General features: G+C 60.1%; 20 protein-coding genes and 1 pseudogene. 12 read left to right on the top strand and 9 right to left on the bottom strand.

Annotated features, from left to right (window positions below):
- Positions 1–80 precede the first annotated feature (80 nt).
- On the top strand, positions 81–959 hold the full coding sequence (gene panC / locus ACQZ5K_RS19880; RefSeq protein WP_448741178.1) for a pantoate--beta-alanine ligase: 879 nt from the start codon (positions 81–83) through the stop codon (positions 957–959).
- Complete coding sequence (panB, locus tag ACQZ5K_RS19875; RefSeq protein ID WP_448741177.1) at positions 956–1,795, top strand: 3-methyl-2-oxobutanoate hydroxymethyltransferase; 840 nt, start codon at positions 956–958, stop codon at positions 1,793–1,795. The genes panC and panB overlap by 4 nt, the downstream gene beginning before the upstream one ends.
- A 155-nt stretch (positions 1,796–1,950) precedes the next feature.
- On the opposite strand, the gene rhaI is transcribed toward panB, so the two are convergent.
- Together rhaI and ACQZ5K_RS19865 are read right to left on the bottom strand one after the other, a co-directional pair.
- Positions 1,951–3,243, bottom strand: a complete 1,293-nt coding sequence (gene rhaI, locus ACQZ5K_RS19870) for an L-rhamnose catabolism isomerase (protein ID WP_448741176.1) — start codon at positions 3,241–3,243, stop codon at positions 1,951–1,953.
- A gap of 189 nt (positions 3,244–3,432) precedes the next feature.
- Positions 3,433–5,529: a bifunctional rhamnulose-1-phosphate aldolase/short-chain dehydrogenase gene (locus ACQZ5K_RS19865; RefSeq protein ID WP_448741175.1), complete on the bottom strand. Its 2,097-nt coding sequence runs from the start codon at positions 5,527–5,529 to the stop codon at positions 3,433–3,435.
- 200 nt (positions 5,530–5,729) lie between these two features.
- On the opposite strand from ACQZ5K_RS19865, the gene ACQZ5K_RS19860 reads away from it, so the two are divergent.
- The 8 genes and pseudogenes from ACQZ5K_RS19860 (at position 5,730) to ACQZ5K_RS19825 (ending at position 13,086) form a co-directional block, all read left to right on the top strand.
- Entirely contained in the window at positions 5,730–6,560 is an 831-nt protein-coding gene (locus ACQZ5K_RS19860) for a DeoR/GlpR family DNA-binding transcription regulator (protein ID WP_137004855.1), read from the top strand.
- Between the two features lie 47 nt (positions 6,561–6,607).
- Positions 6,608–7,618, top strand: coding sequence for a rhamnose ABC transporter substrate-binding protein (gene rhaS, locus ACQZ5K_RS19855; RefSeq protein WP_448741174.1), 1,011 nt, complete (start codon positions 6,608–6,610; stop codon positions 7,616–7,618).
- 18 nt (positions 7,619–7,636) lie between these two features.
- A pseudogene (locus ACQZ5K_RS19850) lies at positions 7,637–7,794 on the top strand (bifunctional diaminohydroxyphosphoribosylaminopyrimidine deaminase/5-amino-6-(5-phosphoribosylamino)uracil reductase RibD); the annotation flags it as partial.
- A gap of 34 nt (positions 7,795–7,828) precedes the next feature.
- Complete coding sequence (locus ACQZ5K_RS19845; protein WP_448741173.1) at positions 7,829–9,364, top strand: sugar ABC transporter ATP-binding protein; 1,536 nt, start codon at positions 7,829–7,831, stop codon at positions 9,362–9,364.
- Positions 9,365–9,377: 13 nt separating this feature from the next.
- Positions 9,378–10,379: an ABC transporter permease gene (locus ACQZ5K_RS19840; RefSeq protein WP_080820961.1), complete on the top strand. Its 1,002-nt coding sequence runs from the start codon at positions 9,378–9,380 to the stop codon at positions 10,377–10,379.
- On the top strand, positions 10,376–11,380 hold the full coding sequence (locus ACQZ5K_RS19835) for an ABC transporter permease (RefSeq protein ID WP_448741172.1): 1,005 nt from the start codon (positions 10,376–10,378) through the stop codon (positions 11,378–11,380). Before ACQZ5K_RS19840 ends, ACQZ5K_RS19835 begins: the two co-directional genes overlap by 4 nt.
- Positions 11,381–11,383: 3 nt before the next feature.
- A complete protein-coding gene (gene rhaM / locus ACQZ5K_RS19830; RefSeq protein ID WP_448741171.1) occupies positions 11,384–11,707 on the top strand; it encodes an L-rhamnose mutarotase in 324 nt (107 codons plus the stop codon).
- Positions 11,704–13,086 (top strand): FGGY-family carbohydrate kinase, encoded by a 1,383-nt coding sequence (locus ACQZ5K_RS19825; RefSeq protein ID WP_448741170.1) that lies wholly within the window; start codon positions 11,704–11,706, stop codon positions 13,084–13,086. The genes rhaM and ACQZ5K_RS19825 overlap by 4 nt, the downstream gene beginning before the upstream one ends.
- A 55-nt stretch (positions 13,087–13,141) precedes the next feature.
- Here ACQZ5K_RS19825 and ACQZ5K_RS19820 read toward each other — a convergent pair whose 3' ends face one another.
- The 4 genes from ACQZ5K_RS19820 to ACQZ5K_RS19805 form a co-directional block, all read right to left on the bottom strand.
- A complete protein-coding gene (locus tag ACQZ5K_RS19820) occupies positions 13,142–13,978 on the bottom strand; it encodes an alpha/beta fold hydrolase (protein ID WP_448741169.1) in 837 nt (278 codons plus the stop codon).
- A 246-nt stretch (positions 13,979–14,224) separates the two neighbouring features.
- Positions 14,225–14,920, bottom strand: a complete 696-nt coding sequence (locus tag ACQZ5K_RS19815; RefSeq protein ID WP_003522567.1) for an FkbM family methyltransferase — start codon at positions 14,918–14,920, stop codon at positions 14,225–14,227.
- 161 nt (positions 14,921–15,081) lie between these two features.
- Complete coding sequence (locus ACQZ5K_RS19810) at positions 15,082–17,016, bottom strand: putative bifunctional diguanylate cyclase/phosphodiesterase (protein WP_137004863.1); 1,935 nt, start codon at positions 17,014–17,016, stop codon at positions 15,082–15,084.
- Between the two features lie 9 nt (positions 17,017–17,025).
- Positions 17,026–17,532 carry a putative pterin-binding protein gene (locus tag ACQZ5K_RS19805; RefSeq protein WP_003522565.1) on the bottom strand — a complete coding sequence of 169 codons (507 nt, stop codon included), beginning with the start codon at positions 17,530–17,532 and terminating at the stop codon, positions 17,026–17,028.
- A 617-nt stretch (positions 17,533–18,149) separates the two neighbouring features.
- Between ACQZ5K_RS19805 and ACQZ5K_RS19800 the strand changes: the two genes are divergently transcribed.
- A complete protein-coding gene (locus ACQZ5K_RS19800; RefSeq protein ID WP_448741168.1) occupies positions 18,150–19,586 on the top strand; it encodes an NAD-dependent succinate-semialdehyde dehydrogenase in 1,437 nt (478 codons plus the stop codon).
- Between the two features lie 272 nt (positions 19,587–19,858).
- The gene (locus ACQZ5K_RS19795; RefSeq protein ID WP_448741167.1) at positions 19,859–20,956 is read left to right on the top strand and encodes a DNA alkylation repair protein; all 1,098 of its coding nucleotides are present in this window, start codon (positions 19,859–19,861) and stop codon (positions 20,954–20,956) included.
- Between the two features lie 7 nt (positions 20,957–20,963).
- Here ACQZ5K_RS19795 and ACQZ5K_RS19790 read toward each other — a convergent pair whose 3' ends face one another.
- Genes ACQZ5K_RS19790 through cysT form a run of 3 tightly spaced genes read right to left on the bottom strand, consistent with a single transcriptional unit; the run spans position 20,964 to position 23,725 of the window.
- Positions 20,964–21,989, bottom strand: a complete 1,026-nt coding sequence (locus ACQZ5K_RS19790; protein ID WP_448741166.1) for a sulfate/molybdate ABC transporter ATP-binding protein — start codon at positions 21,987–21,989, stop codon at positions 20,964–20,966.
- Between the two features lie 5 nt (positions 21,990–21,994).
- Positions 21,995–22,882 (bottom strand): sulfate ABC transporter permease subunit CysW, encoded by an 888-nt coding sequence (cysW, locus tag ACQZ5K_RS19785; RefSeq protein WP_137453807.1) that lies wholly within the window; start codon positions 22,880–22,882, stop codon positions 21,995–21,997.
- A 3-nt stretch (positions 22,883–22,885) separates the two neighbouring features.
- A complete protein-coding gene (cysT, locus tag ACQZ5K_RS19780; protein WP_078053429.1) occupies positions 22,886–23,725 on the bottom strand; it encodes a sulfate ABC transporter permease subunit CysT in 840 nt (279 codons plus the stop codon).
- Positions 23,726–23,761 lie beyond the last annotated feature (36 nt).

Below are 23,761 nucleotides of genomic sequence, written 5' to 3'. Positions count from 1 at the left end.
GTCCGTTGACCCCGTTCGGCAAATCGAGTTCTATCCAGCACCTTTCGCCGGGCAGCGATTGGGGAAGCCGGAGGAGACCCATGCAGCTTGTAAAAACCGTCGCCGAATTGCGGGATGCCACCGCCGCCTTTCGCCGTGCGGACAAAACCATCGGCTTCGTGCCGACCATGGGCTTTCTCCATATCGGCCATCTGACGCTTGTTGCCCAATCCAGGGCGGAAAACGACGTGACGGTGGTTTCGATCTTCGTCAACCCGCTGCAATTCGGTGCGAATGAGGATCTGGCCCGTTACCCCCGCGATCTCGCCCGCGACAGCGCATTGCTGGAAGAGGCGGGCATCGACATTCTTTTCGCACCGGAAGTCTCCGAGATGTATCCGCGCCCGATGCAGACCGTGGTGGATGTGCCCGAACTGGGCAGCCAGTTGGAAGGCGCGGTGCGGCCGAGGCATTTCGCCGGTGTTGCGACCGTCGTGACCAAGCTTTTTAACCTCGTCCAGCCGGATGCCGCCTATTTCGGAGAGAAGGATTATCAGCAGGTGACGCTGATACGCCGCATGGTCGAGGACCTCGCCCAGCCGGTCAGGGTCGTTCCCGTCGCCACGGTGCGTGAGGCGGATGGGCTCGCCTGTTCTTCACGCAATGTCTATCTGAGCCACGCGGAACGTGCCGCCGCCGTGATCGTGCCGCAGGCACTTGATGAGGCGGAACGGCTTTATGGCGAGGGCTTCGACGACCCCGCCGCATTCGAAGCCGCGATAGAAAAATTCATCGCCGCCGAGCCGCTGGCCTCACCGGAAGTCGTTGCGGTGCGCGATCCCGATACGCTCACCCCCGTTGCTTCATTGCAGGCGGGACCTGTGCTGGTGGCGCTGTTCGTCAGGCTCGGCAGCACGCGGCTCCTCGACAACCGCGTCATCGGGCGCGACAGGATCAATCAACGGGAGGCGGCCGAATGAGCGCCCATGGAAAACACAAGCGGCTGACGACGGCCTCCATCCGGCAGATGAAAGGCGAGGCGCGCATCGTCTGCCTGACCGCCTATACCACGCCGATTGCCCGCCTGCTCGATCCGCATTGCGATCTGCTCCTGGTCGGCGATTCCCTCGGCATGGTGCTTTACGGCATGGATACCACGGTCGGCGTCACGCTGGATATGATGATCGCCCATGGCCGCGCGGTAATGCGCGGCGTCAATCGAGCCTGCGTCATCATCGATCTTCCCTTCGGAACCTATCAGGAATCCAAGGAACAGGCGTTCCGCAATGCCGTGCGGCTGATGCAGGAAACCGGCTGCGACGGTGTGAAGCTGGAAGGCGGCGAGGAAATGGCGGAGACTATCGCTTTTCTGGTGGCGCGCGGCATTCCGGTGTTCGGCCATGTCGGGCTCATGCCGCAGCTGGTTCACACCGCCGGCGGCTTCCGCTCGCTCGGACATTCGGACGCGGAAACGCAAAAAATCTGGCGCGACGCGATTGCGGTGGATCAGGCCGGCGCCTTCGCCATTGTCGTGGAAGGCACCGTCGAGCCGCTCGCCCGCGAACTGACCGAAAAACTCGCCGCGCCCACGGTTGGCATCGGCGCATCGCCGGCCTGCGACGGGCAGGTGCTCGTTTCCGACGACATGCTCGGCCTCTTCACCGATTTCAAACCAAAATTCGTCAAGCGGTTCGCCGATCTTGGCCCAACGGTCTCCGAAGCAGCGGCAGCCTATGCCGATGAAGTTCGCTCGGGGGCGTTTCCCGGGCCGGAACATACATTTCAAGTGCGCCGGCAATCGCCTTCGGGGAAGTGACACTATTTCCGTCATGCCGGACTCGATCCGGCATCCAGCCACGGCGCGTCTGCGCCGTGAAAGACTCTTGCGCGATCAATGACTTGATCGCACTGGACCCCGGATCAAGTCCGGGGTGACGGGTGTGGGGGACGTCCCCCCAAAAAACAACGCCCCTATACAATGCCGCCGCTGCCGCCAACCGAAGCCGGGCGCTTCGCCGCCACCTGCTTGCGATAGCCGCTCGCACGATAAGTCGCCACCGGATCGATAGCGCCGCCCGCCAATTGCCGGGCCTGCGCAAGAATCGGTTCGACATCGGTGCGATAGGCCCGCTTCAGCATATCGGAAGCCATCAGCGCATCATTGTCCTGCTGGTAACCGTCGAGAGCCGCGCGATCCACCAGCAGCGCCTGCGCATAGGCGCGGCGGATTTCGTTGGCGCTGGAGATCAGGCTTTCTATCGGGTCCGTCACATTGTGCGACTGGTCGATCATATGAGCGGGATGGAAACCCTTCACGCCGCGATGTTCGGCATCCACCAGCTCGTTGAAGACGAGGAACAGGCGGTATGGCTCGATTGAACCGGCATCCAGATCGTCATCGCCATATTTGCTGTCGTTAAAATGGAAACCGCCGAGCTTGCCGAACTGGATGAGCCGGGCGACGATCATTTCGATATTGGTATTGGGCGCATGATGGCCGAGATCGACGAGGCAGAAGGCCTTTTCGCCGAGCGTATTGGCGATGAGGTAATTGGTGCCCCAGTCCTGCACGACGGTAGAATAAAAGGCCGGCTCATACATCTTGTGTTCGGAAAAGATGCGCCAGTCATCCGGCAACGCCTTGTAGATATCGGCCATGGCGGCGAGATAACGCTCGAAACTTCTGGTGAAATTGCTCTGACCGGGAAAGTTCGAACCATCGCCCACCCACACCGTCAGCGCTTTTGAGCCGATGGCATTGCCGATCTCGATACATTCGATGTTGTGCTCGACGGCCTGACGGCGCGTGGCGGCATCCGTGTGGCTGAGCGAACCATATTTGTAGGAATGGCTCTGGCCCGGCGCATCCGAAAACGTGTTGGAATTCATGGCGTCGAAGCCGAGACCCAGCGCATCGGCATGGGCCTTCAGCCGCTTCGGGTCTTCCTTGTCCCACGGAATATGCAGGGAGACGTTTGGTGTAGCGCGCGTCAGCTGGTTGATGACGGCGCAATCATCCAGCTTGTCGAAAATGCCGCGCGGCTCCCCTGTGCCCGGAAAGCGGGCAAAACGGGTGCCGCCGGTGCCAACGCCCCAGGAGGGCACAGCGACGAAAAACTCCGCCACCTTGGCCGTAACGGAATCGATATCGATGTTACGGCGCGCAAGCTGGTTGCCCAGCGCCTGATAGTCGTCTTTCTGTGCGCCGGCGCGCTTCTCGTTTTCAGCCGCAATCACATCGGCGGCGATTTTCGTCTCGGTCATCTTTTCCTCCCGGGAATCGGTCCAGTGCATGCTTAGCTTATCGACCTCATCTCCGTCATACCGGCCTTGAGCCGGTATCCAGTCGACGCGCGTCTGCGCGGCGGAATAAGTTCCTTCGGCCCAAGGACTTGGGCTGGCTGGATTCCGGCTCAAGGCCGGAATGACGGAAATAAGAACGCGCCAAACGCCTTATCGCGTAAAACTCTGCGCGTTACCGGCATCAACATTAATGATGTTGCCGGTCGACTTGGCGGAAGCGTCGGAGGCCAGGAAATAGATCGCCTCGGCGATGTCTTCCGGGAAGACGTTGAGCTTCAGCATTGAGCGCTTGCGGTAATGCTCCTCCAGATCGGTCACCTCGATCTTGGATGAAGCCGCGCGCTGCTCACGCCACTCACCATTCCAGATTTTCGAACCACGCAACACGGCATCGGGATTGACGGTGTTAACGCGGATACCCGCTTCCGCCCCCTCAAGCGCAAGGCAACGGGCGAGATGAATTTCCGCAGCTTTCGCCGTGCAATAGGCGGACGCATTGGGCGAGGAAGCAAGGCCATTCTTGGATGCAACGAATACCACGTTGCCGCCAAGATTCTGACGCCGCAGCAGCCGGAACGCTTCCCGCGAAACGAGGAAATAGCCGGTGGCGAGAATGTCGATATTCTTGTTCCACATGGCAAGCGTCGTATCTTCCACGGGTGCGGAAGAGGCAATACCGGCATTGGAAACGAGAATATCCACGCCGCCGAATTCCACGCTCGCTTCCGCGAAGGCCGCAATGACGGCATCCTCTTTCGTCACATCCAGCTTCACGCTGCGCACCGCGTCAGCGCTGTAACGCTTGACGAGATCGCCCTTGGCGGCTTCCAGGGCCGCCTCGTCGATATCGGCCAGCACAACGCAGGCGCCCTCGCCCGCCAGCCTTTCCGCCGTTGCCCGGCCGATACCGCCAGCACCGCCGGTGACAAATGCCACCCGGCCGGCAAGGCTCTTCGGCTTCGGCATCCGCTGAAGCTTTGCTTCTTCCAGCAGCCAATATTCGATATCGAAGGCTTCCTGTTCGGGAAGACCCTGATATTCGGACACGGTGGAAGCACCACGCATGACGTTGATGGCGTTGACGTAAAATTCGCCGGCAATGCGCGCCGTCGCCTTGTCCTTGGCGAAGGACAACATGCCAACGCCGGGGATCAGGAAAATCACCGGATTTGGATCGCGCATCTTCGGCGAATTGTCGTGGCGGCAGGCCTCGTAGTAGCGGGTATAATCGGCGCGGTAAGCTTCAAGCGCCTTGTCGAGACCCGCCGTCAGCGCGTCCACATCCGGATTCGCCGTATCGAGATCAAGGATGAGCGGGCGGATTTTCGTGCGCAGGAAGTGATCCGGGCAGGATGTGCCGAGGTTCCCAAGCGGCTTCAGGTCTTTCGAGTTGACGAATTCGAGAACCGCGTCCTGATCGTCGAAATGGCCGAGCTTGCGTTCCTCACGGCCGATGCGGCCACGGATTTCCGGCATCAACCGGGCGGCAATGGCGCGGCGTTCGGCAATGGGCAGGCTCTTCGCCACCGCGCCGCCAAAAATCGTCTTGCCTTCGGTCTTTGCCGCAAACCATTCGATCGCCTTGTTGATGATGGCAAGCGTCAGCTCGTAACACGCCTTGGCGTCATTATCCCATGTGAAGAGACCATGGCTTTCCAGCACGACGCCCTTGGCCTTCGGGTTGGCCTTGACGAAAGCTTCGAGATCGAGACCGAGCTGGAAACCGGGGCGACGCCAGGGCAGCCAACCGATATCATCGCCGAAAATCTGCTGCGTCAGTTCTTTCGAATTCTTCGAGGCGGCGATGGCGATGATCGCATCGGGATGCATATGGTCGACATGATCGTAAGGCACGAAACCGTGCAGTGGCGTATCGATGGAAGCCGCGCGCGGATTGAGGTTGAAGGTGCAATGCGGCAGGAAGCCGACCATGCGGTCTTCATCCGCAACGCCCTTGTAAATGCCCTTCAGCGCTTCCAGTTTCTCGAGATAAAGCGTTGCAAAACCATCGAGCTTGATGGTGCCGACATCGCCGCCGGAGCCCTTCACCCACATGACGCGGACCTTCTCGCCCGTCAGCGGATCGGTCTCAAGCACCTTCGCCGATGTGTTGCCGCCGCCATAATTGGTGATGCGCTTGTCGGCACCGAGCAGATTGGAGCGATAAAGCAGCTTGCCCGGCTCATCGAGCGTTCTGGCATAGGCATCGTCCCAACGGCTTTCGAGAAGGCGGGATTTTCCCGTCATGTCTTCCTCCCAATATCTGTCTGCATTCGCGGAGCCGATACCGGCCCGCCTCCTTTGATGGCAGATATCGCGCATCCAAAAGCATAATGTCAATCAAAAACGATCATAAATTTTCATGTTGCAGCGCGATATTGATTAATTTGATCGCTCTTGATTGACAACGTAAAGAGATTGCGAATAATCACGGTCAGGAGGACCCCATGCACGAACGCGAACGCCATCGCATCATCTTGAGCGCCACACAGGAAAAAGCTGTCGTGACGGTGCAGGATATTGCTGAACTCACGGATGCGTCGGAAGCGACGATCCGCCGGGATATCGCGTCTTTGCACGTTCAGGGCAAGTTGCGGCGCGTGCGCGGCGGAGCGGAAGCGGTGCATCCGCCGCAGCTCGGCAATCTTGCCGCCCGCCCTTTCCGTGTTTCCGAATCGGTCAATATCGACAAGAAACGCGCAATTGCGCGCAAAGCGGTCGATCTCTGCAATGATGGCGACGCAATCATCCTGAATGGCGGCACGACGACATTCCAGATGGTGCATTACATGGCGGCACGCCGCCTGCAGGTGATGACCAATTCCTTCGCGATTGCAGAGCATCTGGTCAAACATTCCAAATGCAGTGTCAGCGTGCCGGGCGGCGCGATCTATCGCGACCAGAGCCTTATCCTGTCGCCTTTCGAGAATGATGCGATTCGCAATTTTTATGCGCGGCGGATTTTTCTCGGTGCGCAGGGCGTGGGTGCGCTCGGCATCATGGAATCCGACGCGCTGGTTATCCAGAGCGAGCAGAAGCTGATGCGACAGGCGGAAGAGCTGATCGTGATGGTCGATTCTTCGAAATTCAGAAAACGTTCCAGCCTCATTTTATGCCCGCTCGAAAATGTCTCGACCATCATTACCGATGACGGGATTTCCGACGAGGCGGCGAGGATGGTGGAAGATGCCGGCGTCGAACTACTGGTCGTCGGCGCGGTGAGGGATGGCAAGACAACCGCCCCACCGGATGAAGAGGATTCTTCTTCGGTCGCCTGAGGAGCACCGGAGGGAGGAAAAAGGTTCAAAACGGGAGGAAAAGGGACATGAGACTTACACGCAGAACATTGACGAGCGCTCTTGCGCTCAGCGCGGCGCTCTCCGTCGCAGGGCTGGGCGGCGTTGCCCAGGCCGCCGATGTAAAGATCGCACTGGTGGTCAAATCGCTCGGCAACGGCTTTTTCGAAGCCGCCAACAAGGGCGCGCAGGAGGCCGCAAAGGACCTCAGCGGCGTCGAGATCATCTATACCGGCCCGACCAGCACCACGGCCGAAGGCCAGATCGAAGTCATCAATTCGCTGATCGCGCAGGGCGTCGATGCCATCGCCATTTCCGCCAATGACCCGGATGCCGTGGTTCCGGCGCTGAAAAAGGCGGCCCAGCGCGGCATCAAGGTCATCTCCTGGGATTCCGGTGTTGCGCCGGAAGGCCGCATTCTCCAGCTCAACCCCTCGTCCAACGCGCTGATCGGCAAGATGTGCCTGCAGCTCGCCGCATCGCATCTGGAAGGCGGCAAGGGCGATTTCGCCATTCTTTCGGCTACCACCACCTCCACGAACCAGAATATCTGGATCGACGAGATGAAAAAGCAGCTGAAGGATTTCCCCGGCCTCAACCTCGTCACCACGGTCTACGGCGACGATCTGGCCGACAAGAGCTACCGCGAAGCCCAGGGCCTGCTCTCCTCGCAGCCGAATGTGAAGGTCATCGTCGCGCCGACGACGGTTGGCGTTCTCGCCGCCTCGCAGGCGGTGAAGGATGCGGGCAAGATCGGTCAGGTCTATGTGACGGGCCTTGGCCTGCCGTCTGAAATGGCCGGCGCCATCAAATCAGGCGCCACCAAGGAATTCGCCATCTGGAACCCGATCGACCTCGGCTACTCCGCCACCCAGATCGCCTATCGCCTTGTGAAGGGCGAAGCCGACGGCAAGCCGGGCTCGGAAATCGAAGCCGGCCGCATGGGCAAGATCAAGGTTGGCGAAAACAGCGAAGCGGCCATGGCTGATCCGTTCATCTATGACGCGAAGAATATCGATCAGTTCTCGAAGATTTTCTGATCTTGATAATATCCGGCGGTGCGGAGGCTACCCCCCTCTGCCCTGCCGGGCATCTCCCCCTCAAGGGGGGAGATCGATATGCCGCACCCGCTCGATCCATAAGGCAGGGTGCTATCCGCTTGCCGATCTCCCCCCTTGAGGGGGAGATGCCCGGCAGGGCAGAGGGGGGTGCCCCTCGCCGCTTCAATCAAAACTGACCGGTAAGACGGAATGATGCGTGCTGAAACCCAAACCATAGACATCCCAGCGACTTCCAGCGCCACGCCCATTCTGGAAATGCGCGGCATCAGCCAGATTTTCCCCGGCGTGAAAGCGCTGGATGGCGTCGATATCGCGCTTTATCCCGGCAAGGTCACCGCGCTGATCGGCGAGAATGGCGCGGGCAAATCCACGCTCGTCAAAATCCTCACCGGCATCTACCGCCCGAACGAGGGCGAAATCCTGCTGGATGGCAAGGCTGTGACCTTTCACGGTGCGCAAGATGCCATCGATGCCGGTGTCACCGCCATTCATCAGGAAACCGTTCTGTTCGACGAACTTTCGGTCGGCGAAAACATCTTCCTCGGCCATGCGCCCAAAGGTCGTTTCGGCCTCATCGACTGGAAGACCATCAATGAGCGCGCCAGGGTTCTGCTGGAGCAACTGGAAAGCACCATTGATCCTTCCATCCGGCTGAAAGATCTCTCGATCGCCCAGCGCCATCTGGTGGCCATCGCCCGTGCGTTGTCGGTCGAGGCGCGCATCGTGATTATGGACGAACCGACGGCTGCGCTTTCCCGCAAAGAGATCGATGATCTCTTCCGCATCGTCGAGAACCTGAAGCGGCAGGGCAAGGCGATCCTCTTCATCAGCCACAAGTTCGATGAAGTCTATGAAATCGCGGAGAATTACGCCGTGTTCCGCGACGGGAAAATGGTCGGAGCCGGCACACTCGCCACCACGCCACAGGATGAGATCGTGCGCCTGATGGTCGGTCGCGACGTGACGAACGCCTTCCCCAAGCAAGCCGTCACGCTGGGGCCAACGGTGTTGTTGGTTCGCGATTATTCGCACCAGACGGAATTCCGCGATATTTCGCTCGAGCTGCGCAAGGGCGAGATTCTCGGCCTTTACGGGCTGATCGGCGCGGGGCGCTCCGAACTCTGCCAGTCGCTGTTCGGCATCACCCGCCCGGCCTCTGGTGAGGTGACACTGAACGGCCAGTGGCTCACCATTCGTTCGCCGGAAGACGCGATCCGTGCCGGCATCGTTTATGTACCGGAGGAGCGCGGCCGCCACGGGCTGGCGCTGGACATGCCGATCTACCAGAACATGTCGCTGCCCTCTCTCACGCGCACCTCGCGCAAAGGGTTTCTCGCCTCCGCCAATGAATTCGCGCTGGCGCGCAAATATGCCTCGCGGCTGGACCTTCGCGCCGCCGCACTCTCCGTGCCGGTCGGCACGCTTTCAGGCGGCAACCAGCAGAAGGTGGTGATCGGCAAGTGGCTCGCCACCCAGCCCAAGGTCATCATCCTCGACGAGCCGACCAAGGGCATCGATATCGGCTCCAAGGCCGCCGTGCATGGCTTCATCAGCGAGCTTGCGGCGGAAGGGCTTTCCATCATCATGATTTCATCCGAACTTCCAGAAATCCTCGGCATGTCCGACCGTGCCATCGTCATGCGCGAAGGCCTGATGGCTGGCCAGTTCGAACGCGCCGATTTTTCTCCGGAAAAGCTGGTGCGCGCCGCCACCGGCAATGCCTGAGAGGGGCAACCACATGCAACGTCTACTCAAAAATCGCGAATGGCTGCTGGCGGGCATCATCATTGTCATGATCGCCGGTTTTGCGCTGCGCGCGCCCGGTTTCAGCCGGCCCGGCAATCTCGTCAATATCTTCAACGACACGTCCATCCTCATCATTCTGGCGCTTGGCCAGATGGCGGTCATTCTCACCAAATCCATTGATCTCTCCGTCGCCGCCAATCTCGCCTTTACCGGCATGGCCGTGGCGATGACCAATGCCGCCTTTCCGGGTATTCCCTTGCCGCTTCTCATCGCCATGGCGGTCGGCATCGGTGCGTTTCTCGGCTCGCTCAACGGCGTTCTGGTCTGGTGGCTCGGCATTCCGCCCATCGTCGTCACGCTCGGCACGCTCACCATCTATCGCGGCATGGCCTTCGTGCTGTCGGGCGGCGGCTGGGTGAATGCACACCAGCTTTCGCCGACCTTCCTCAATGTACCGCGCACCGTGATCCTCGGCATGCCGGTTCTTTCATGGGTGGCGATCCTCATCATCGCCGGGGCCTGGCTGGTGCTCAGCCGCACCTCCTTCGGCCGCTCGGCCTATGCATCGGGTGGTAATCCGAGTGCAGCCGTGTATGCGGGCATCGATGTCGGCCGCACGCGCTTCTTCGCCTTCGTGCTGTCAGGCGCTCTGGCCGGTCTCGCCAGCTATCTCTGGGTATCGCGTTATGCGGTTGCCTATGTCGATATCGCCGCCGGTTTCGAACTGGACAGCGTGGCGGCCAATGTGATTGGCGGCATCTCGATTGCCGGTGGCATCGGCTCGGTGGCCGGCGCCGTGCTTGGCGCGCTGTTCCTCGGCGTCATCAAGAACGCCCTGCCCGTCATCGGCATCTCGCCATTCGCACAGATGGCGATATCAGGCGTGGTGATCGTGCTTGCCGTCGTCTTCAACGCCCGCGCCGAAGCTCGAAAAGGCCGCATCATCCTGCGCGACCGGGCGGCAGCCGATCAGGCCAAGGAGGCCGCAGCATGACCTCGCAACCGACACAGACACCCCGCATCATCCCCGACAAGCTCGGTACGCCGCTGCGCCGTGTCATGGCCAGCTGGGAAGTGCTTCTGCTTGGCGTTGCGATCCTGATCTTCATCGCCAATTCGCTCGCCTCACCCTATTTCCTCAATGCCTGGAACCTCTCCGACGCAACCTTCAACTTCACCGAAAAGGCGATCATCGCCTTTGCCATGGCACTGCTGATCATTGCCGGTGAAATCGATCTATCCGTCGCCGCCATCATTGCGCTTGCCTCCACCGCCATGGGTGCGGCGGTGCAGATGGGCGTCGGCACGCCCGGCCTTGTCGCCATCGGCATCGGCGCCGGGCTTTTATGCGGGGCTTTCAACGGCTTTCTGGTCGCCGGGCTGAAACTGCCGTCCATCGTCGTCACCATCGGCACGATGAGCCTGTTTCGCGGCATCTCCTACATTGTGCTGGGCGATCAGGCCTATGGCAAATATCCGGCCGACTTCGCCTATTTCGGCCAGGGTTACGTGATCTCCGTCATATCCTTCGAATTCGTGCTGTTCATCGTCATGGCCGTCCTCTTCGCCATTCTGCTGCACGCCACCAATTTCGGCCGGCAAGTCTATGTCATCGGCACCAATCCCTTCGCGGCCCGCTTCTCCGGCATTCCCGTCGAGCGGGTGAAGTTCATCCTCTTCCTGCTCACCGGCCTGATGAGCGGCATCGCCGCCGTCTGCCTCACCTCCCGTCTCGGCTCCACCCGCCCGTCGATCGCTCAGGGGTGGGAGCTTGAGGTGGTGACCATGGTGGTGCTGGGCGGTGTCTCCATTCTCGGCGGCTCCGGCACCATTGCCGGTGTCGTCATCGCCGCCTTCGTCATGGGCCTTGTCACTTTTGGTCTTGGGCTGCTGAACGTGCCTGGTATCGTCATGTCGATCTTCGTCGGCCTGCTTTTGATCGTCACCATCGCCATCCCCATCGTCGTCCGCCGCCTTCGCGCCATGAGAAGTTAAGCCATGCCGGAACTTGAAAAACACGCCTTCAAGATGAAACTCTTTGCCGGAAAAGAGGCCGAATATAAAAAGCGCCATGACGAGATATGGCCGGAACTGGTGGCGCTGCTGCGCGAGGCGGGCGTGAGCGATTACTCCATCCATCTCGACCCGGAAACCAACATACTGTTCGGCTTGCTGACGCGCCCCAAGAACCACGGCATGGCGGCGCTGCCCGACCACCCCGTGATGAAGAAGTGGTGGGCGCATATGGCAGATATCATGGAAAGCAATGCCGATCATTCGCCGGTCGCGAAAGATCTGGTAACGGTGTTCCATCTGCCATGAGCGAGAGCGTCAAACCGGGCCGCGTTGCGGTCATCGATATCGGCAAGACCAACGCCAAGGTCGTCGTCATCGACACCGGCAGCGGCGAAGAGACTGCCGCTGAGAAACAGGCGAACCCCGTCCTTCGCGACGGAATTTATCCGCATTACGATGTGGAAATGCTCTGGCGTTTCATTCTCTCCGCGCTTCAGCGTTTCGGCCAGAAGCCCGGTTTCGATGCGATTTCCATTACCACCCATGGCGCTTCGGCAGCACTTCTCGATGGCAATGGCGATCTCGCCATGCCGGTGCTCGACTACGAACACGGCTATCCCGCCGCCATTGAGGCAGCCTATCGCGGCATCAGGCCCGATTTTGCCGAGACCGGCTCACCGCAGCTTCCCGCCGGGCTGAACCTTGGCGCGCAAATCCATTTCCAGAAAACGGCCTTTCCGGACGATTTCTCCAGAGTGCGCAGCATCGTCACCTATGCGCAATATTGGGCGGGACGGCTGACGGGCATTCAGGCCACGGAAACGACCTCGCTCGGCTGCCATACGGATCTCTGGAACCCGCGGCGGAAAAGTTTCTCCTCGCTCGTCGCGCGTCTCGATATCGAACATTTGATGGCGCCGGTCCGCTCCGCTTTCGATGTGCTGGGAACAATCCGCCCGTCGCTGGCGCTGGAAACCGGTCTTTCACCGCATATGCCGGTCTATTGTGGCATCCACGATTCCAACGCATCCCTCCTGCCGCATCTTCTGCGCCGGGACGGTGATTTTTCGGTGGTCTCCACCGGCACCTGGGTGGTGAATTTCGCCATCGGCGGCGCGACGGGCGCACTCGATCCCACCCGTGACACACTCCTGAATGTCGATGCTTTCGGCCGTCCCGTTCCCTCGTCGCGCTTCATGGGCGGCAGGGAATATGAAATGCTGGCGCAGCAATTCGGGACAGCGGAAGACGAAGCGACAGACGCGGCCCTCGGCGGCGTGGTTGCCAACGGCACGATGCTGTTGCCGAGCGTCGTCAGCGGCTCCGGCCCCTTTCCGGACAAGGCGGCGCGCTGGATTGGCGATGAAAATGCCACGGCGGCGGAACGGCACGTAGCGACGTCGCTTTATCTTGCCCTGATGACCGACTGCAGCCTCTCGCTCATCGGGCGGAAAGGTCCGATCCTTGTGGAAGGCCCCTTCGCCAGCAACACCCTTTATCTGAAGGCACTGGCCGGCTTTGCAGAGACCGAAGTAACGGCGGTAGAAGGATCCACGGGCACCAGCGCCGGTGCGGCCCTGCTCACCGGCATCAAGCCGCTTCCCGGTCGCGAGCGCCATTTCACGCCACACGACATTCCCGGTCTCGCTTCTTACCGCAATGCCTGGCGAGGCCACATGGCCTGATGCGAAACGCAAAATGCGGCCGAACGCTCGGCCGCATTTTGATTTTGCAGAAGGATCAGCCCTTGATGAAGGCCAGAAGATCGGCGTTCAGCACATCGGCATTGACGGTGAGCATACCGTGCGAGAAGCCGGGATAGGTCTTCAGCGTGCCGTTTTTCAAAAGCTTCACCGATTTCAGCGCGGAGTCGGCAATCGGCACGATCTGGTCGTCTTCGCCATGCAGCACCAGCGTCGGAACGCTGATATTCTTCAGGTCTTCGGTCTGGTCGGTTTCCGAGAAGGCCTTGATGCCGTCATAATGGGCCTTTGCGCCGCCCATCATGCCCTGCCGCCACCAGTTCTGGATAACGCCTTCATGCACGGTCGCGCCATCGCGGTTGAAACCATAGAACGGGCCAGCCGGCACATCGCGGAAGAACTGGCCGCGGTTGGCGGCGAGCGACGAGCGGAAGCCGTCAAAAACCTCCATCGGCAGACCTTCCGGATTGGCCTCGGTCTTGAGCATCAGCGGCGGCACGGCGGAAACGAGAACCGCCTTGGCGACACGGCCGGCGGGTTCGCCATGTTTTGCGACATAACGGGCGACTTCGCCGCCACCGGTGGAGTGGCCGATATGGACGGCATTCTTCAGATCGAGGGCCTCAACGACAGCAAAGGCGTCGGCGGCGTAGTGATCCATGTCATGACCGTCGGCGACCTGGGCGGAACGGCCATGGCCACGGCGGTCATGGGCGACGACGCGAAACCCCTTGGAAACGAAGAACAGCATCTGCGCATCCCAGTCATCGGACGAGAGCGGCCAGCCATGGTGGAACATGATCGGCTGGGCATCCTTCGGGCCCCAGTCCTTGTAGAAGATTTCGGTGCCGTCTGTCGTCTTAACAAAGCCCATGATCGTTACTCCTTCGGTTGCGTTGGCATCTGCGGCACAGCCTGTGTGCGCCGGTTTGATGGAGGGATGATGACGCAGGATAACGGTTGCAACAATTGCAACAATAATTGGCAATGAATTGCTGTTTATGAAATTATCTTCTCGACCCGCATACCACTGCGGCACACGTGTCAACCCGCTCCGCGCCCGCATGCAAATGTGAGAACGGGGATGAGCGGAGTACGGTTCCGTGAATTCGGCGCGGCCTCAGTCCACCTCGGGATCGTATTCCCTCGGGCTCTCGTCCTTCGAGAACAGGACACATGGCCCGCGTGAACCGCGCGGATCATAGGCATATCCCTTGGCGGTCAGTGCCTGCATGATATCGCGAACCCCGGCGAGACCGTAAAGATGGTCGTGCAGTTCCACGAATATCCGCTCCACGCCGGTCAGATCGGCCCTGCCGAGCAGATCGCGTTCCGCACCCTCGATATCCATCACGAGCGCGGTGATGCCCCGGCTGGCGATAAATTCATCGATATTGGCGGAAGAAATTTCGATGCGTTTTTCATAGGGCCCCTGATTTTCGTCCATGGACGACATCCAGAGATCCCTGCGGACGTAAAAAGGATAGGAGCTCGGCTCATCGGCGGTGAGAAGCCCCTGCGAAAACACGACATTGCCGCGGCAATTGGCCTTGATCACCCGCTCTGCCAGCGCCGCGGTGGAGGGGTTGGCCTCAAAGGCCCAGACGGAAACATCCTCGATGCCGGCGATGATCGAGGTGATGATCCCGATACCGGAGCCCAGCTCCAGCACGCGATCGCCGGGCTTGATGGCTTTCAGGACGCTGCGGGCCTCTTTCGCCTCATAGCTGCCGTCGGTCAGCGCCTGCCAGATGACCGGTGACACCTCATCGGAAGAGAGGGGAAGGGCAACTCCATGCACGTCCAGTATTTCCATGTCTCAAGCCTTTTCGCAAAACCCGGGCGCTTCGTCGTAACGATCCCATATCGACCGGGAATGCTCTACAGCATCGTTGCGGCAACCGGTATCGGTTTTCGCAAGCAACACTATGACGTGGTAAAAATTCAAGATACGGCCGCCGCCAAAACAGGCGCGTCTCAGACAGAGCTCCAGGCCACAAGCTCCTTGGCCGGCAACGGTCTGCTGATCAGATATCCCTGAACCTGATCGCAGCCCAGACGCCTGACGCATTCATATTGCTCTTCCGTCTCGATACCTTCCGCAATCGTCGTCATCCGCAGACTGCGGCCGACGCCGACCACGAATTCAACGATCGCCAGCGCGTCGCGGTCGCTGGTGATATCGCGCAGGAACGAGCGGTCGATCTTGATCTTGTCGAAGGGCACGCCGCGCAGATTGGCGAGCGATGAATAACCTGTCCCGAAATCGTCCATGGCGATCTTGATGCCGACGGCCTTCAGGCGCGACAGCGTGTTGATCGTCTGGTCGCTCTTGTTGAGAAGGATCGATTCGGTGATTTCAAGCTCGAGCCGGCTGGGTTCCAGCCCGCTTTTCTCAAGCGCACCCATGACGTTCTGGATGAGGCTGGTGCTGTGGAACTGAACCGGCGACAGATTGACCGCCACCTTCATGTCCTCGTCCCAGCCCATCGCCTCGCGGCAGGCGGTCTCCATCACCCATTTTCCGAGCGAATGGATGAGACCCGTTCTTTCCGCAACGGGAATGAACACGCTGGGCGGCACATCGCCGCGCACCGGATGTTTCCAGCGCAGCAGCGCCTCGAAGCCGCAGAGCTTGCGGGTCTGCGTCGCGACCTGCGGCTGGTAATAGACTTCCATCTCGTCGTTCTGCAACGCGGTTTGCAGGTCGGCCTCGAAGGATTTCTTCTCGGTCAGCTGCTTCTGCATGCGGACCTTGAAAACGCTCGCCCGACCGGGGCCGATGGCTTTCGCCTCGTAAAGCGCCAGATCCGCGCGCTTGAACAATTCATCCGCATCCACTGCACCATGCGATATGGCGATGCCGATGCAGGTGCCGATTTTGACCTCCTGCTCCCCCAGCTGGTAGGTGCGGCTGATCTGGTCGATGAGCTTCGTGGCAAGACGGCGGGCGGCATCCTCGTTCAGATCGTCGGAGACGACGGCAAATTCGTCGCCGCCCAGGCGGCAGACCATGTCATAATCGCCGCCGATGGCCGACAGGCGCTGCGCCACGGCCTGAAGCAGCGCATCGCCGGCATCATGGCCGAGCGTATCGTTGACGTCCTTGAACCCGTCGAGATCGAGCAGGAGGATGGCCGTCGTTCCCGTCCCGCCGAAGGATCGGCGCAACCTCTCTATCAATTCCTGCCGGAACAGCGCGCGGTTCGGCAGTCCCGTCAGCGCGTCATGATAGGCGTCGTGTTCGAGCCGGACATTCTTCGCCTGCAATTCCAGCGTCGCGGCACGCAGATCGTCGGTCAGGCCGCGCATGCTTTTCTGGGCACGGTTCAGAAGATCGTTCTGGCGAAGCAGCAATATGACAAGCGCGATACCGCACAGGATGAGGCCGCCCGCCAGCGCAGTATAAACGATATGCAGCTTGCGCACATCCTCATGGGCCGTATCGATCAGATTGACGTCATAAGCGACGGAAGAGGAGGCGAGCGTCGTCATCGGCGCATCGAGCGCGCTCATCGTCGCCAGCAGATCCGGGACCTCGGCCGGATTGAGGTTGTTCACCTGCTGCTCCAGACGGGCCAGAACGGCATCGAGGCGGGTTACGAGATCCCGCCACTGCTGTTTTTCATTGATGAAGGCCCCGAGATTGCCCTGCTTCAAAAGCTCAAGGCGGCTCAGCATGATATCCAGACGCAGTTGCAGCTCATCCCGGTCGATCTTGCCGGGATTGAGCGCAAACACGGCCAGTTTGTTCTGGAGGCGCAGATATTCGGCTACGGTCTGGCTGACGGCCCAGGAATCATTGTAGCGGGCAAATTTCTGCAGAGCGGTCTGCCGCTCGGCAATGACGAAAGCGATATAGCCCGTTGCCAGGACGAAGCAACAGATGATCACCGCCACAAGTTTTCGCAAACGGCACCTTTATTCCACTATCAGTTTGGCAACTTGCCATGCGGACCGCGAATAATACGTCTGCTTCTGCAGCTCCGGATCGCTGTCATAGGGATAGATGACGAACAACGGGCCTTTTTCGCGAACTGTCATGTAATTGCCATCCAGCTTGATCGCCAGAATAACGTTAAATTTCTTAAAATCTTCAATCGGTATCGTGCTGACATAATCGTTGAGAGCGACCGCCGTGACGCTGGTGCCCTTTGCGCCGACGACATCCATCAATTTTGCCAGCGAAACACCATCGAAACGGACGCGGCCATCATGCCAGGGCGTCGTCGTCTCCACCGTCACCATGCCGAGCGCTTCCAGCATGTCACGATCAAAAACCGCGGCGCCCTCACCATTCGTATTGGCGATGTTTCCGGATATGGTTAATATTGGTTTTCCTTGCGGTTTGGCAATTTCGCCGGCTTCGGCACAGGAAAGCCACGCGAGCGACAAGAACGCACTGAGAAGTACCCGGGCGAAACTCATACTTTTTCTCCATCGATAACGTTCAGGTCGAGGGTTTTCGCCAACCTTTGAAGGTTAAGGGAACCGACGCTAGCAATATATATCAGGAATGGATGTTATATCCTCACTGAGATTTTATCCGTATTTTCTCTAGGTTTTGAGTAAACCGTTTGGATAAGTTTTCCGTCTTATTGTATTTTTTCAGGTCACGCGTCCCATTATGACACAAGCGACAAGCTCCGGAGACCCCTACCGATAATTCGTCGGGTGCGACAAAGGCCGAATTGTGGCGACAGCCTTTCCGTCGTCGCGAAGCTTCATCTGATTCGGCTGGGGCAGCCGGATACGCACCGCCCAGGCCGCGTGCCGGATTGAAATGACGAATGGCAAATTCTGCGTCACGGAAAAATCATGGCGATTGCCGGGGCGCACGGTTGAAACATACCGCCCGGACCTTAATATAAAGGCTGTCGTTTCCGTTTCCGACAATTCCAGAAGCCCCCGTCGGAAATATCCAGACACATGTTCCGCGCAGCGAAAGCCGCGATGCCGGATATCGTCCGGCCAGGAAAATTCTGTTCACGTCTCCGGGCCGGACGGCATTTCGCCGTATCGGCCGCATCATGAAGGTAGCCCCTATGCACACCTATCCCGACATCAAACTTCTCATTGATGGCGAATGGCGAGACGCCGTTTCCGGCAAGACGATCGCCGTGTCTGATCCGGCAACCGACGAGATCATCGGCGCGATTGCGCATGCCGAGAAGGAAGACCTCGATCTGGCGCTTGCCGCCGCCGAGCGCGGTTTCAGGGTGTGGCGCGACACCTCGCCCTTCGAGCGCTCGAAGATCATGCGCAGGGCGGCCGATCTCCTGCGCGAGCGCAAGGACAAGATCGCCTATATCATGACCCGCGAGCAGGGCAAGCCGCTGGCGCAATCGGGCACCGAGGTCATGGGCGCTGCCGACACCATCGACTGGTTCGCCGAAGAAGCCCGCCGCACCTATGGGCAGGTCATTCCGGCGCGCGCAACCGGCGTTTCGCAGCTTGCCATCAAGTTGCCGGTCGGTCCCGTCGCGGCGTTTACGCCGTGGAACTTCCCGATCAACCAGATTGTCCGCAAGCTTTCCGCAGCGCTTGCCACCGGCTGCTCTATCATCGTCAAGGCGCCGGAGGAAACACCCGCATCGCCGGCCGAACTGATCCGCGCCTTCGTGGATGCGGGCGTGCCAGCGGGCGTCATCGGCCTCGTTTACGGCGTTCCATCCGAGATTTCGGAATATCTGATCCCGCATCCGGTCATCCGCAAGATTTCCTTCACCGGCTCCACCCCCATCGGCAAGCATCTGGCCGCACTTGCCGGCAAGCACATGAAGCGCGCCACGATGGAGCTTGGCGGCCATGCGCCTGTGATGATCTTTGACGACGCCGATATCGACAAGGCAATCGAAGTCACCTCGCTTGCCAAGTTCCGCAATGCCGGCCAGGTCTGTGTCGCCCCCACCCGCTTCCTCGTGCAGGATGGCGTGGCCGACCGTTTCCTTGAAGGTTTCGTGGAAGCGACGAAGGCCATCAAGGTCGGCAACGGGCTGGAAGACGGCGTCATCATGGGGCCGCTCGCCAATGAGCGCCGCATTCCGGCGCTGGAAGGCCTCATCAACGACGCCGTTTCCCATGGCGCAGAATTGAAGACCGGCGGCCGCCGCATCGGCAACAAGGGCAATTTCTTCGAGCCGACGGTCCTCGCCAACGTGCCGACAGCAGCAAAGATCATGAACGACGAGCCTTTCGGCCCGGTCGCGATCATCAACCGCTTCTCGACCTTCGATGAGGCTGTCACCGAAGCGAACCGTCTCCCCTTCGGCCTTGCCTCCTACGCCTTCACCGGTTCGGTCAAGACCGCGCATGCCCTTAGCCATCAGGTCGAAGCAGGCATGCTGACCATCAACCATAACGGCCTTGCCCTTCCCGAAGTCCCCTTCGGCGGCATCAAGGATTCCGGTTATGGTACGGAAGGCGGCTCGGAAGCCGTTCAGGCCTATCTGGAGACCAAATTCGTCAGCCAGATGAGCTGACGCTTTTTTGGCGAACCCGGAGCATCCGCACCTTCGTCACCCCGGCCTCGAGCCGGGGTCCAGCCAGCCCAAGTCCTTGGGCTGAAAAGACTCTATTCGCCGCGCAGACGCGCGTCGGCTGGATGCCGGATCTAGTCCGGCATGACGGAAGAGAGGCCTTATTGATCTGAGAACAGGCAAAATCGGCCACAGCGTTTTTTCGCTGCTCCGGTCCTGCTTGCTTTCGTCTGCATCATCCCCTAAAAGAACAAAAAGTGAACTTTGAGGGCGATATGAGCGACGCGGCGGCACCGGCACTGAAGGAAATCTTCAACCGCGAGAAACTGCGGCATATCGCCGATGAAACCAAGGCCGTTCATCCGCCATTTGACGTTTCTGCCTTCATGGCGCTCGCCACCGAAAACCTTGAAGCGCTGGGCATCATGCAGCGCATGCGGCAAGTGGCGACGAGCCTGCATGCGACGCTTCCCGGCGACTATGCCCGCAACATCGAAATCCTGACCGCCGCAGCGCCGGGCATCGGCAACGGTTTCGCCTCCATTTCGCTGCCGGAATATGTGGCGCTTTACGGCCTTGATGATTTCGATCTTTCCATGGAAGCGCTGCATTATTTCACCCGCTTCGGCTCCTCGGAATTCGCCATCCGGCATTTCTTGCAAAAGGATATGGCCCGAACCCTCGCCGTGATGGAAACATGGTCGCGGCACGAGAACGAACATGTGCGGCGGCTGGCGAGCGAAGGCTGCCGGCCGCGTCTGCCATGGTCGTTCCAGCTCAAACCCCTGATCGACGATCCCTCGCCGGTCGCCGCGATCCTCGACACGATGAAAGCGGACGAGGCGCTTTATGTACGCAAATCCGTCGCCAACCATCTGAACGACATTACCAAGGACAATCCCGCTTTCGTGCTGGCGCTGATCGATACATGGCCGAAGGACAATCCGCATACACGCTGGATCACGCGGCAGGCCCTGCGCACATTGATCAAGAAGGGCGATGCCGCCGCACTTGCCCATCTCGGCGCGCATGAGGAAGCGGAAATTTCCCTTGCGGCGTTTCAGGTTACGCCGAACAAGGTCGTTCTCGGCAATCCGGTGCGGATTGCAGCCTCTTTCACCTCGACGGCGAAATGGCCGCAGAAACTGGTGATCGACTACGCCGTGCACTACGTGAAGAAGAGCGGCGACGCCTCCGCGAAAGTCTTCAAGTGGAAAGAGATCGAACTTCAGCCCGGCGAGACATGCGCGCTGTCGATCAGCCGCGCCATACGAGATTTCACGACCCGCAAACACTATCCCGGCCTTCACAGGGTCGACCTGACGATCAACGGCAAGCTTGTGGCAGAAAGCGCCTTCGAGCTTCTGGGCTGATAGCGCCTCACACCGCCGGGAAAATCTTCGCCCGGCGGATGATGACGGAACCGCGGTCACCGGCGGCGACGTCGTTTTCCGGCGGCACGTCGAATTCCAGAAGGTCGCCGCCATCGGTGCTGGCGATCACCCGGCGCTCGCCTGCGCGGTCGAGAACCCGCGCCACAGAGGCCGGAATGCCCTCATGCAGATCTTCCCACTCCAGATCGCCGGGGCGGGCATAGATGTCCACCGCGCCATCGCCTTGAGCATAGGAGAAAGGCAGCTCGTTATCGCCGACATAGACCTTGCCGCCGCGCGCCACGCCGGACACCCGGTTGGCATCGCCCAGAAAGCGCATGACGAAGGCGCTGTTCGGCTGGCGGCAGACCTCCTTCGGCGTGCCCTGCTGTACGATCTCGCCCTGATTGAGAATGACCACACGGTCGGCAAGATCGAGCGCCTCTTCCTGGTCATGCGTCACGAAAATCGTGGTGATGCCGAGCGAATCGTGAATCTCGCGCAGCCAGCGGCGCAGGTCGCGGCGCACATTGGCGTCCAGCGCCCCGAAGGGCTCATCGAGCAGAAGCACCTTCGGATCGACCGAAAGCGCACGCGCCAGCGCCACGCGCTGCCGCTGGCCGCCGGAAATCTGCGCCGGGAAACGGCCGCCCAGGCCATCGAGCTTCACCAGCCGCAGAAGCTCTTCGACGCGGGCATCGATTGCCGCCTTGTCCCGCTTCACCTTCGAAACCTTCATGCCGAAAGCGATGTTTTGATGCAGGGTCATATGCGGAAAGAGCGCGTAGTGCTGGAATACGAAACCGACGCCACGATCCCGCACCGGAATATTGGTGGCGTCCTCGTCGCCGAAAAAGATACGGCCGCCATCGCTATATTCGAGACCGGCGACCATGCGCAAAATCGTGGTCTTGCCAGAACCTGAGGGACCGAGCAGCGCCAGAAGTTCGCCGCTTTCGATATCCAGCGAAACATCGCGCACGGCGCGGAAGGTATCGAAGGTCTTCACCACATTTTCGAGGCGGATTTTCATGGGAATCAGGTCTCCGTGGCGATGGCGGCATCGCCGTTGGTCTTCTTGGCCCCGCGTCCGGCGCCGCGCCGTTCCAGCGCCACCTTGGCGATGATGGTGACGACGGCGAGCAAGGCGAGGATGGATGCTGACGCGAAGGCGCCGGCCGTCTGGTAATCGTGGTAAAGCAGCTCGATATGCAGCGGTAGCGTATTGGTCTGGCCGCGAATATTGCCCGATACGACCGATACCGCGCCGAATTCACCCATCACGCGGGCGTTGCACAGCACGACGCCGTAAAGCAGCGCCCATTTGATATTCGGCAAGGTGACCGAAAAGAAAGTGCGCCAGCCGGAGGCGCCAAGCGAGGTCGCCGCCTCTTCCAGATCGCGGCCCTGCGCCTGCATCAGCGGGATAAGTTCCCGCGCCACAAAAGGTGCCGTGACGAACATCGAGGCGATGACGATGCCAGGCAGCGCAAAAAGTATCTTGATGTCATGCGCATCGAGGAACGGGCCGAACAGCCCCTGCAGCCCATAAACGAAGAGATAGGCGACACCCGCGACGATGGGCGAGATGGAAAAGGGTATCTCGATCAGCACCAGCAGGAAGCGCCGGCCGGGGAAATCGAACTTGGTGATCGCCCAGGCGGCCGCAACACCGAAGGCCGTATTCACCGGCACGGCAATCAGCGCCGTCAGCACCGTCAGCATGATGGCGTGGCGGGTATCGGGATGGGTGATGGTGGCCGTATAGGCCTTCCAGCCCTGCGAAAACGCCTCGACGCCGATGATGATAAGCGGCGCCAGGACCAACAGGGCGCCGATGACCAGCACAAAAGAAATCAGGCTGCGGCGAACGAGAGGCGCGTCACCCACGCGTGGCGGTTTGCGATGTGAAGAAACGGTGCTCATCTCTCAGCCCCTCACCGTATAACGAAGCGCGCGCGCCTGCAGATAATTGGTCACCGCCAGCATCACGAAGGCGGTGATGAGCAGCACGGAGGCGATGGCGGCCGCCGCCTGATAATCATATTCCTCCAGCCGGATGAAGATCAGCAGCGCCGTAATTTCCGTCGAAAACGGCTGATTGCCGGCGATGAAGATGATCGCCCCGAATTCGCCGAGGCTGCGGGCGAAGGAGAGCGACAGACCGGCGAGCAACGCCGGCGTCAACAGCGGCAGGATAATCTTGCGGAAAATTTCGAGATCGGAACCGCCGAGCGACTGCGCCGCTTCCTCAAGCGCCGGATCGAGGTCTTCCAGCACCGGCTGCACGGTACGCACGATGAAGGGCAGGCTGGTAAAGGCCATCGCCACCATGATGCCAAGCGGCGTATAGGCCACCTTGATGCCGAATTGCGAAAGCACCGAGCCGAACCAGCCATTACCTGCGAACAGTGTCGTCAGCGCAATGCCGGCAACGGCGGTCGGAAGCGCAAAAGGCAGATCGACAATAGCGTCGACAATGCGCCAGCCGGGAAAGCGGTAACGCGTCAGCACCCAGGCCAGCGCCAGCCCGAAGATGACGTTGAACAACGTGGCGGCGAGCGCGCAGAGCACGGTAACACGATAACTGGCCACGGCGCGCGGCGAGGAGATGATCGACCAATATTCGGCAGGGCCGAGGCTTGCCGCCTTGAACACCAGCGCCGAGAGCGGCAGAAGCACGATGATGGCAACGTAAGTCAGGGTAACGCCAAGGGACAATTTCAGCCCCGGCAGAACATTCCGCTTCAAACCCCGCCCCCCATTCATCAAAAAGCGACCCGGCGGTTTCCCGCCGGGTCTTTT

It is taken from the genome of Agrobacterium sp. 22-226-1, from assembly GCF_053522345.1.
This window is presented reverse-complemented; position numbering and strand designations above follow the sequence as displayed.

What these genes read in the sequence shown, in the direction of transcription:
- ACQZ5K_RS19790 (WP_448741166.1), bottom strand. Translation starts at nt 21,989, where the DNA reads ATGAAAATCCGCCTCGAAAATGTGGTGAAGACCTTCGATACCTTCCGC.
- ACQZ5K_RS19865 (WP_448741175.1), bottom strand. Translation starts at nt 5,529, where the DNA reads ATGACGGGAAAATCCCGCCTTCTCGAAAGCCGTTGGGACGATGCCTAT.
- ACQZ5K_RS19860 (WP_137004855.1), top strand. Translation starts at nt 5,730, where the DNA reads ATGCACGAACGCGAACGCCATCGCATCATCTTGAGCGCCACACAGGAA.
- panB (WP_448741177.1), top strand. Translation starts at nt 956, where the DNA reads ATGAGCGCCCATGGAAAACACAAGCGGCTGACGACGGCCTCCATCCGG.
- cysW (WP_137453807.1), bottom strand. Translation starts at nt 22,882, where the DNA reads ATGAGCACCGTTTCTTCACATCGCAAACCGCCACGCGTGGGTGACGCG.
- cysT (WP_078053429.1), bottom strand. Translation starts at nt 23,725, where the DNA reads ATGAATGGGGGGCGGGGTTTGAAGCGGAATGTTCTGCCGGGGCTGAAA.
- ACQZ5K_RS19845 (WP_448741173.1), top strand. Translation starts at nt 7,829, where the DNA reads ATGATGCGTGCTGAAACCCAAACCATAGACATCCCAGCGACTTCCAGC.
- ACQZ5K_RS19840 (WP_080820961.1), top strand. Translation starts at nt 9,378, where the DNA reads ATGCAACGTCTACTCAAAAATCGCGAATGGCTGCTGGCGGGCATCATC.
- rhaI (WP_448741176.1), bottom strand. Translation starts at nt 3,243, where the DNA reads ATGACCGAGACGAAAATCGCCGCCGATGTGATTGCGGCTGAAAACGAG.
- ACQZ5K_RS19820 (WP_448741169.1), bottom strand. Translation starts at nt 13,978, where the DNA reads ATGGGCTTTGTTAAGACGACAGACGGCACCGAAATCTTCTACAAGGAC.
- ACQZ5K_RS19795 (WP_448741167.1), top strand. Translation starts at nt 19,859, where the DNA reads ATGAGCGACGCGGCGGCACCGGCACTGAAGGAAATCTTCAACCGCGAG.
- rhaM (WP_448741171.1), top strand. Translation starts at nt 11,384, where the DNA reads ATGCCGGAACTTGAAAAACACGCCTTCAAGATGAAACTCTTTGCCGGA.
- panC (WP_448741178.1), top strand. Translation starts at nt 81, where the DNA reads ATGCAGCTTGTAAAAACCGTCGCCGAATTGCGGGATGCCACCGCCGCC.
- ACQZ5K_RS19800 (WP_448741168.1), top strand. Translation starts at nt 18,150, where the DNA reads ATGCACACCTATCCCGACATCAAACTTCTCATTGATGGCGAATGGCGA.
- ACQZ5K_RS19805 (WP_003522565.1), bottom strand. Translation starts at nt 17,532, where the DNA reads ATGAGTTTCGCCCGGGTACTTCTCAGTGCGTTCTTGTCGCTCGCGTGG.
- rhaS (WP_448741174.1), top strand. Translation starts at nt 6,608, where the DNA reads ATGAGACTTACACGCAGAACATTGACGAGCGCTCTTGCGCTCAGCGCG.
- ACQZ5K_RS19835 (WP_448741172.1), top strand. Translation starts at nt 10,376, where the DNA reads ATGACCTCGCAACCGACACAGACACCCCGCATCATCCCCGACAAGCTC.
- ACQZ5K_RS19815 (WP_003522567.1), bottom strand. Translation starts at nt 14,920, where the DNA reads ATGGAAATACTGGACGTGCATGGAGTTGCCCTTCCCCTCTCTTCCGAT.
- ACQZ5K_RS19825 (WP_448741170.1), top strand. Translation starts at nt 11,704, where the DNA reads ATGAGCGAGAGCGTCAAACCGGGCCGCGTTGCGGTCATCGATATCGGC.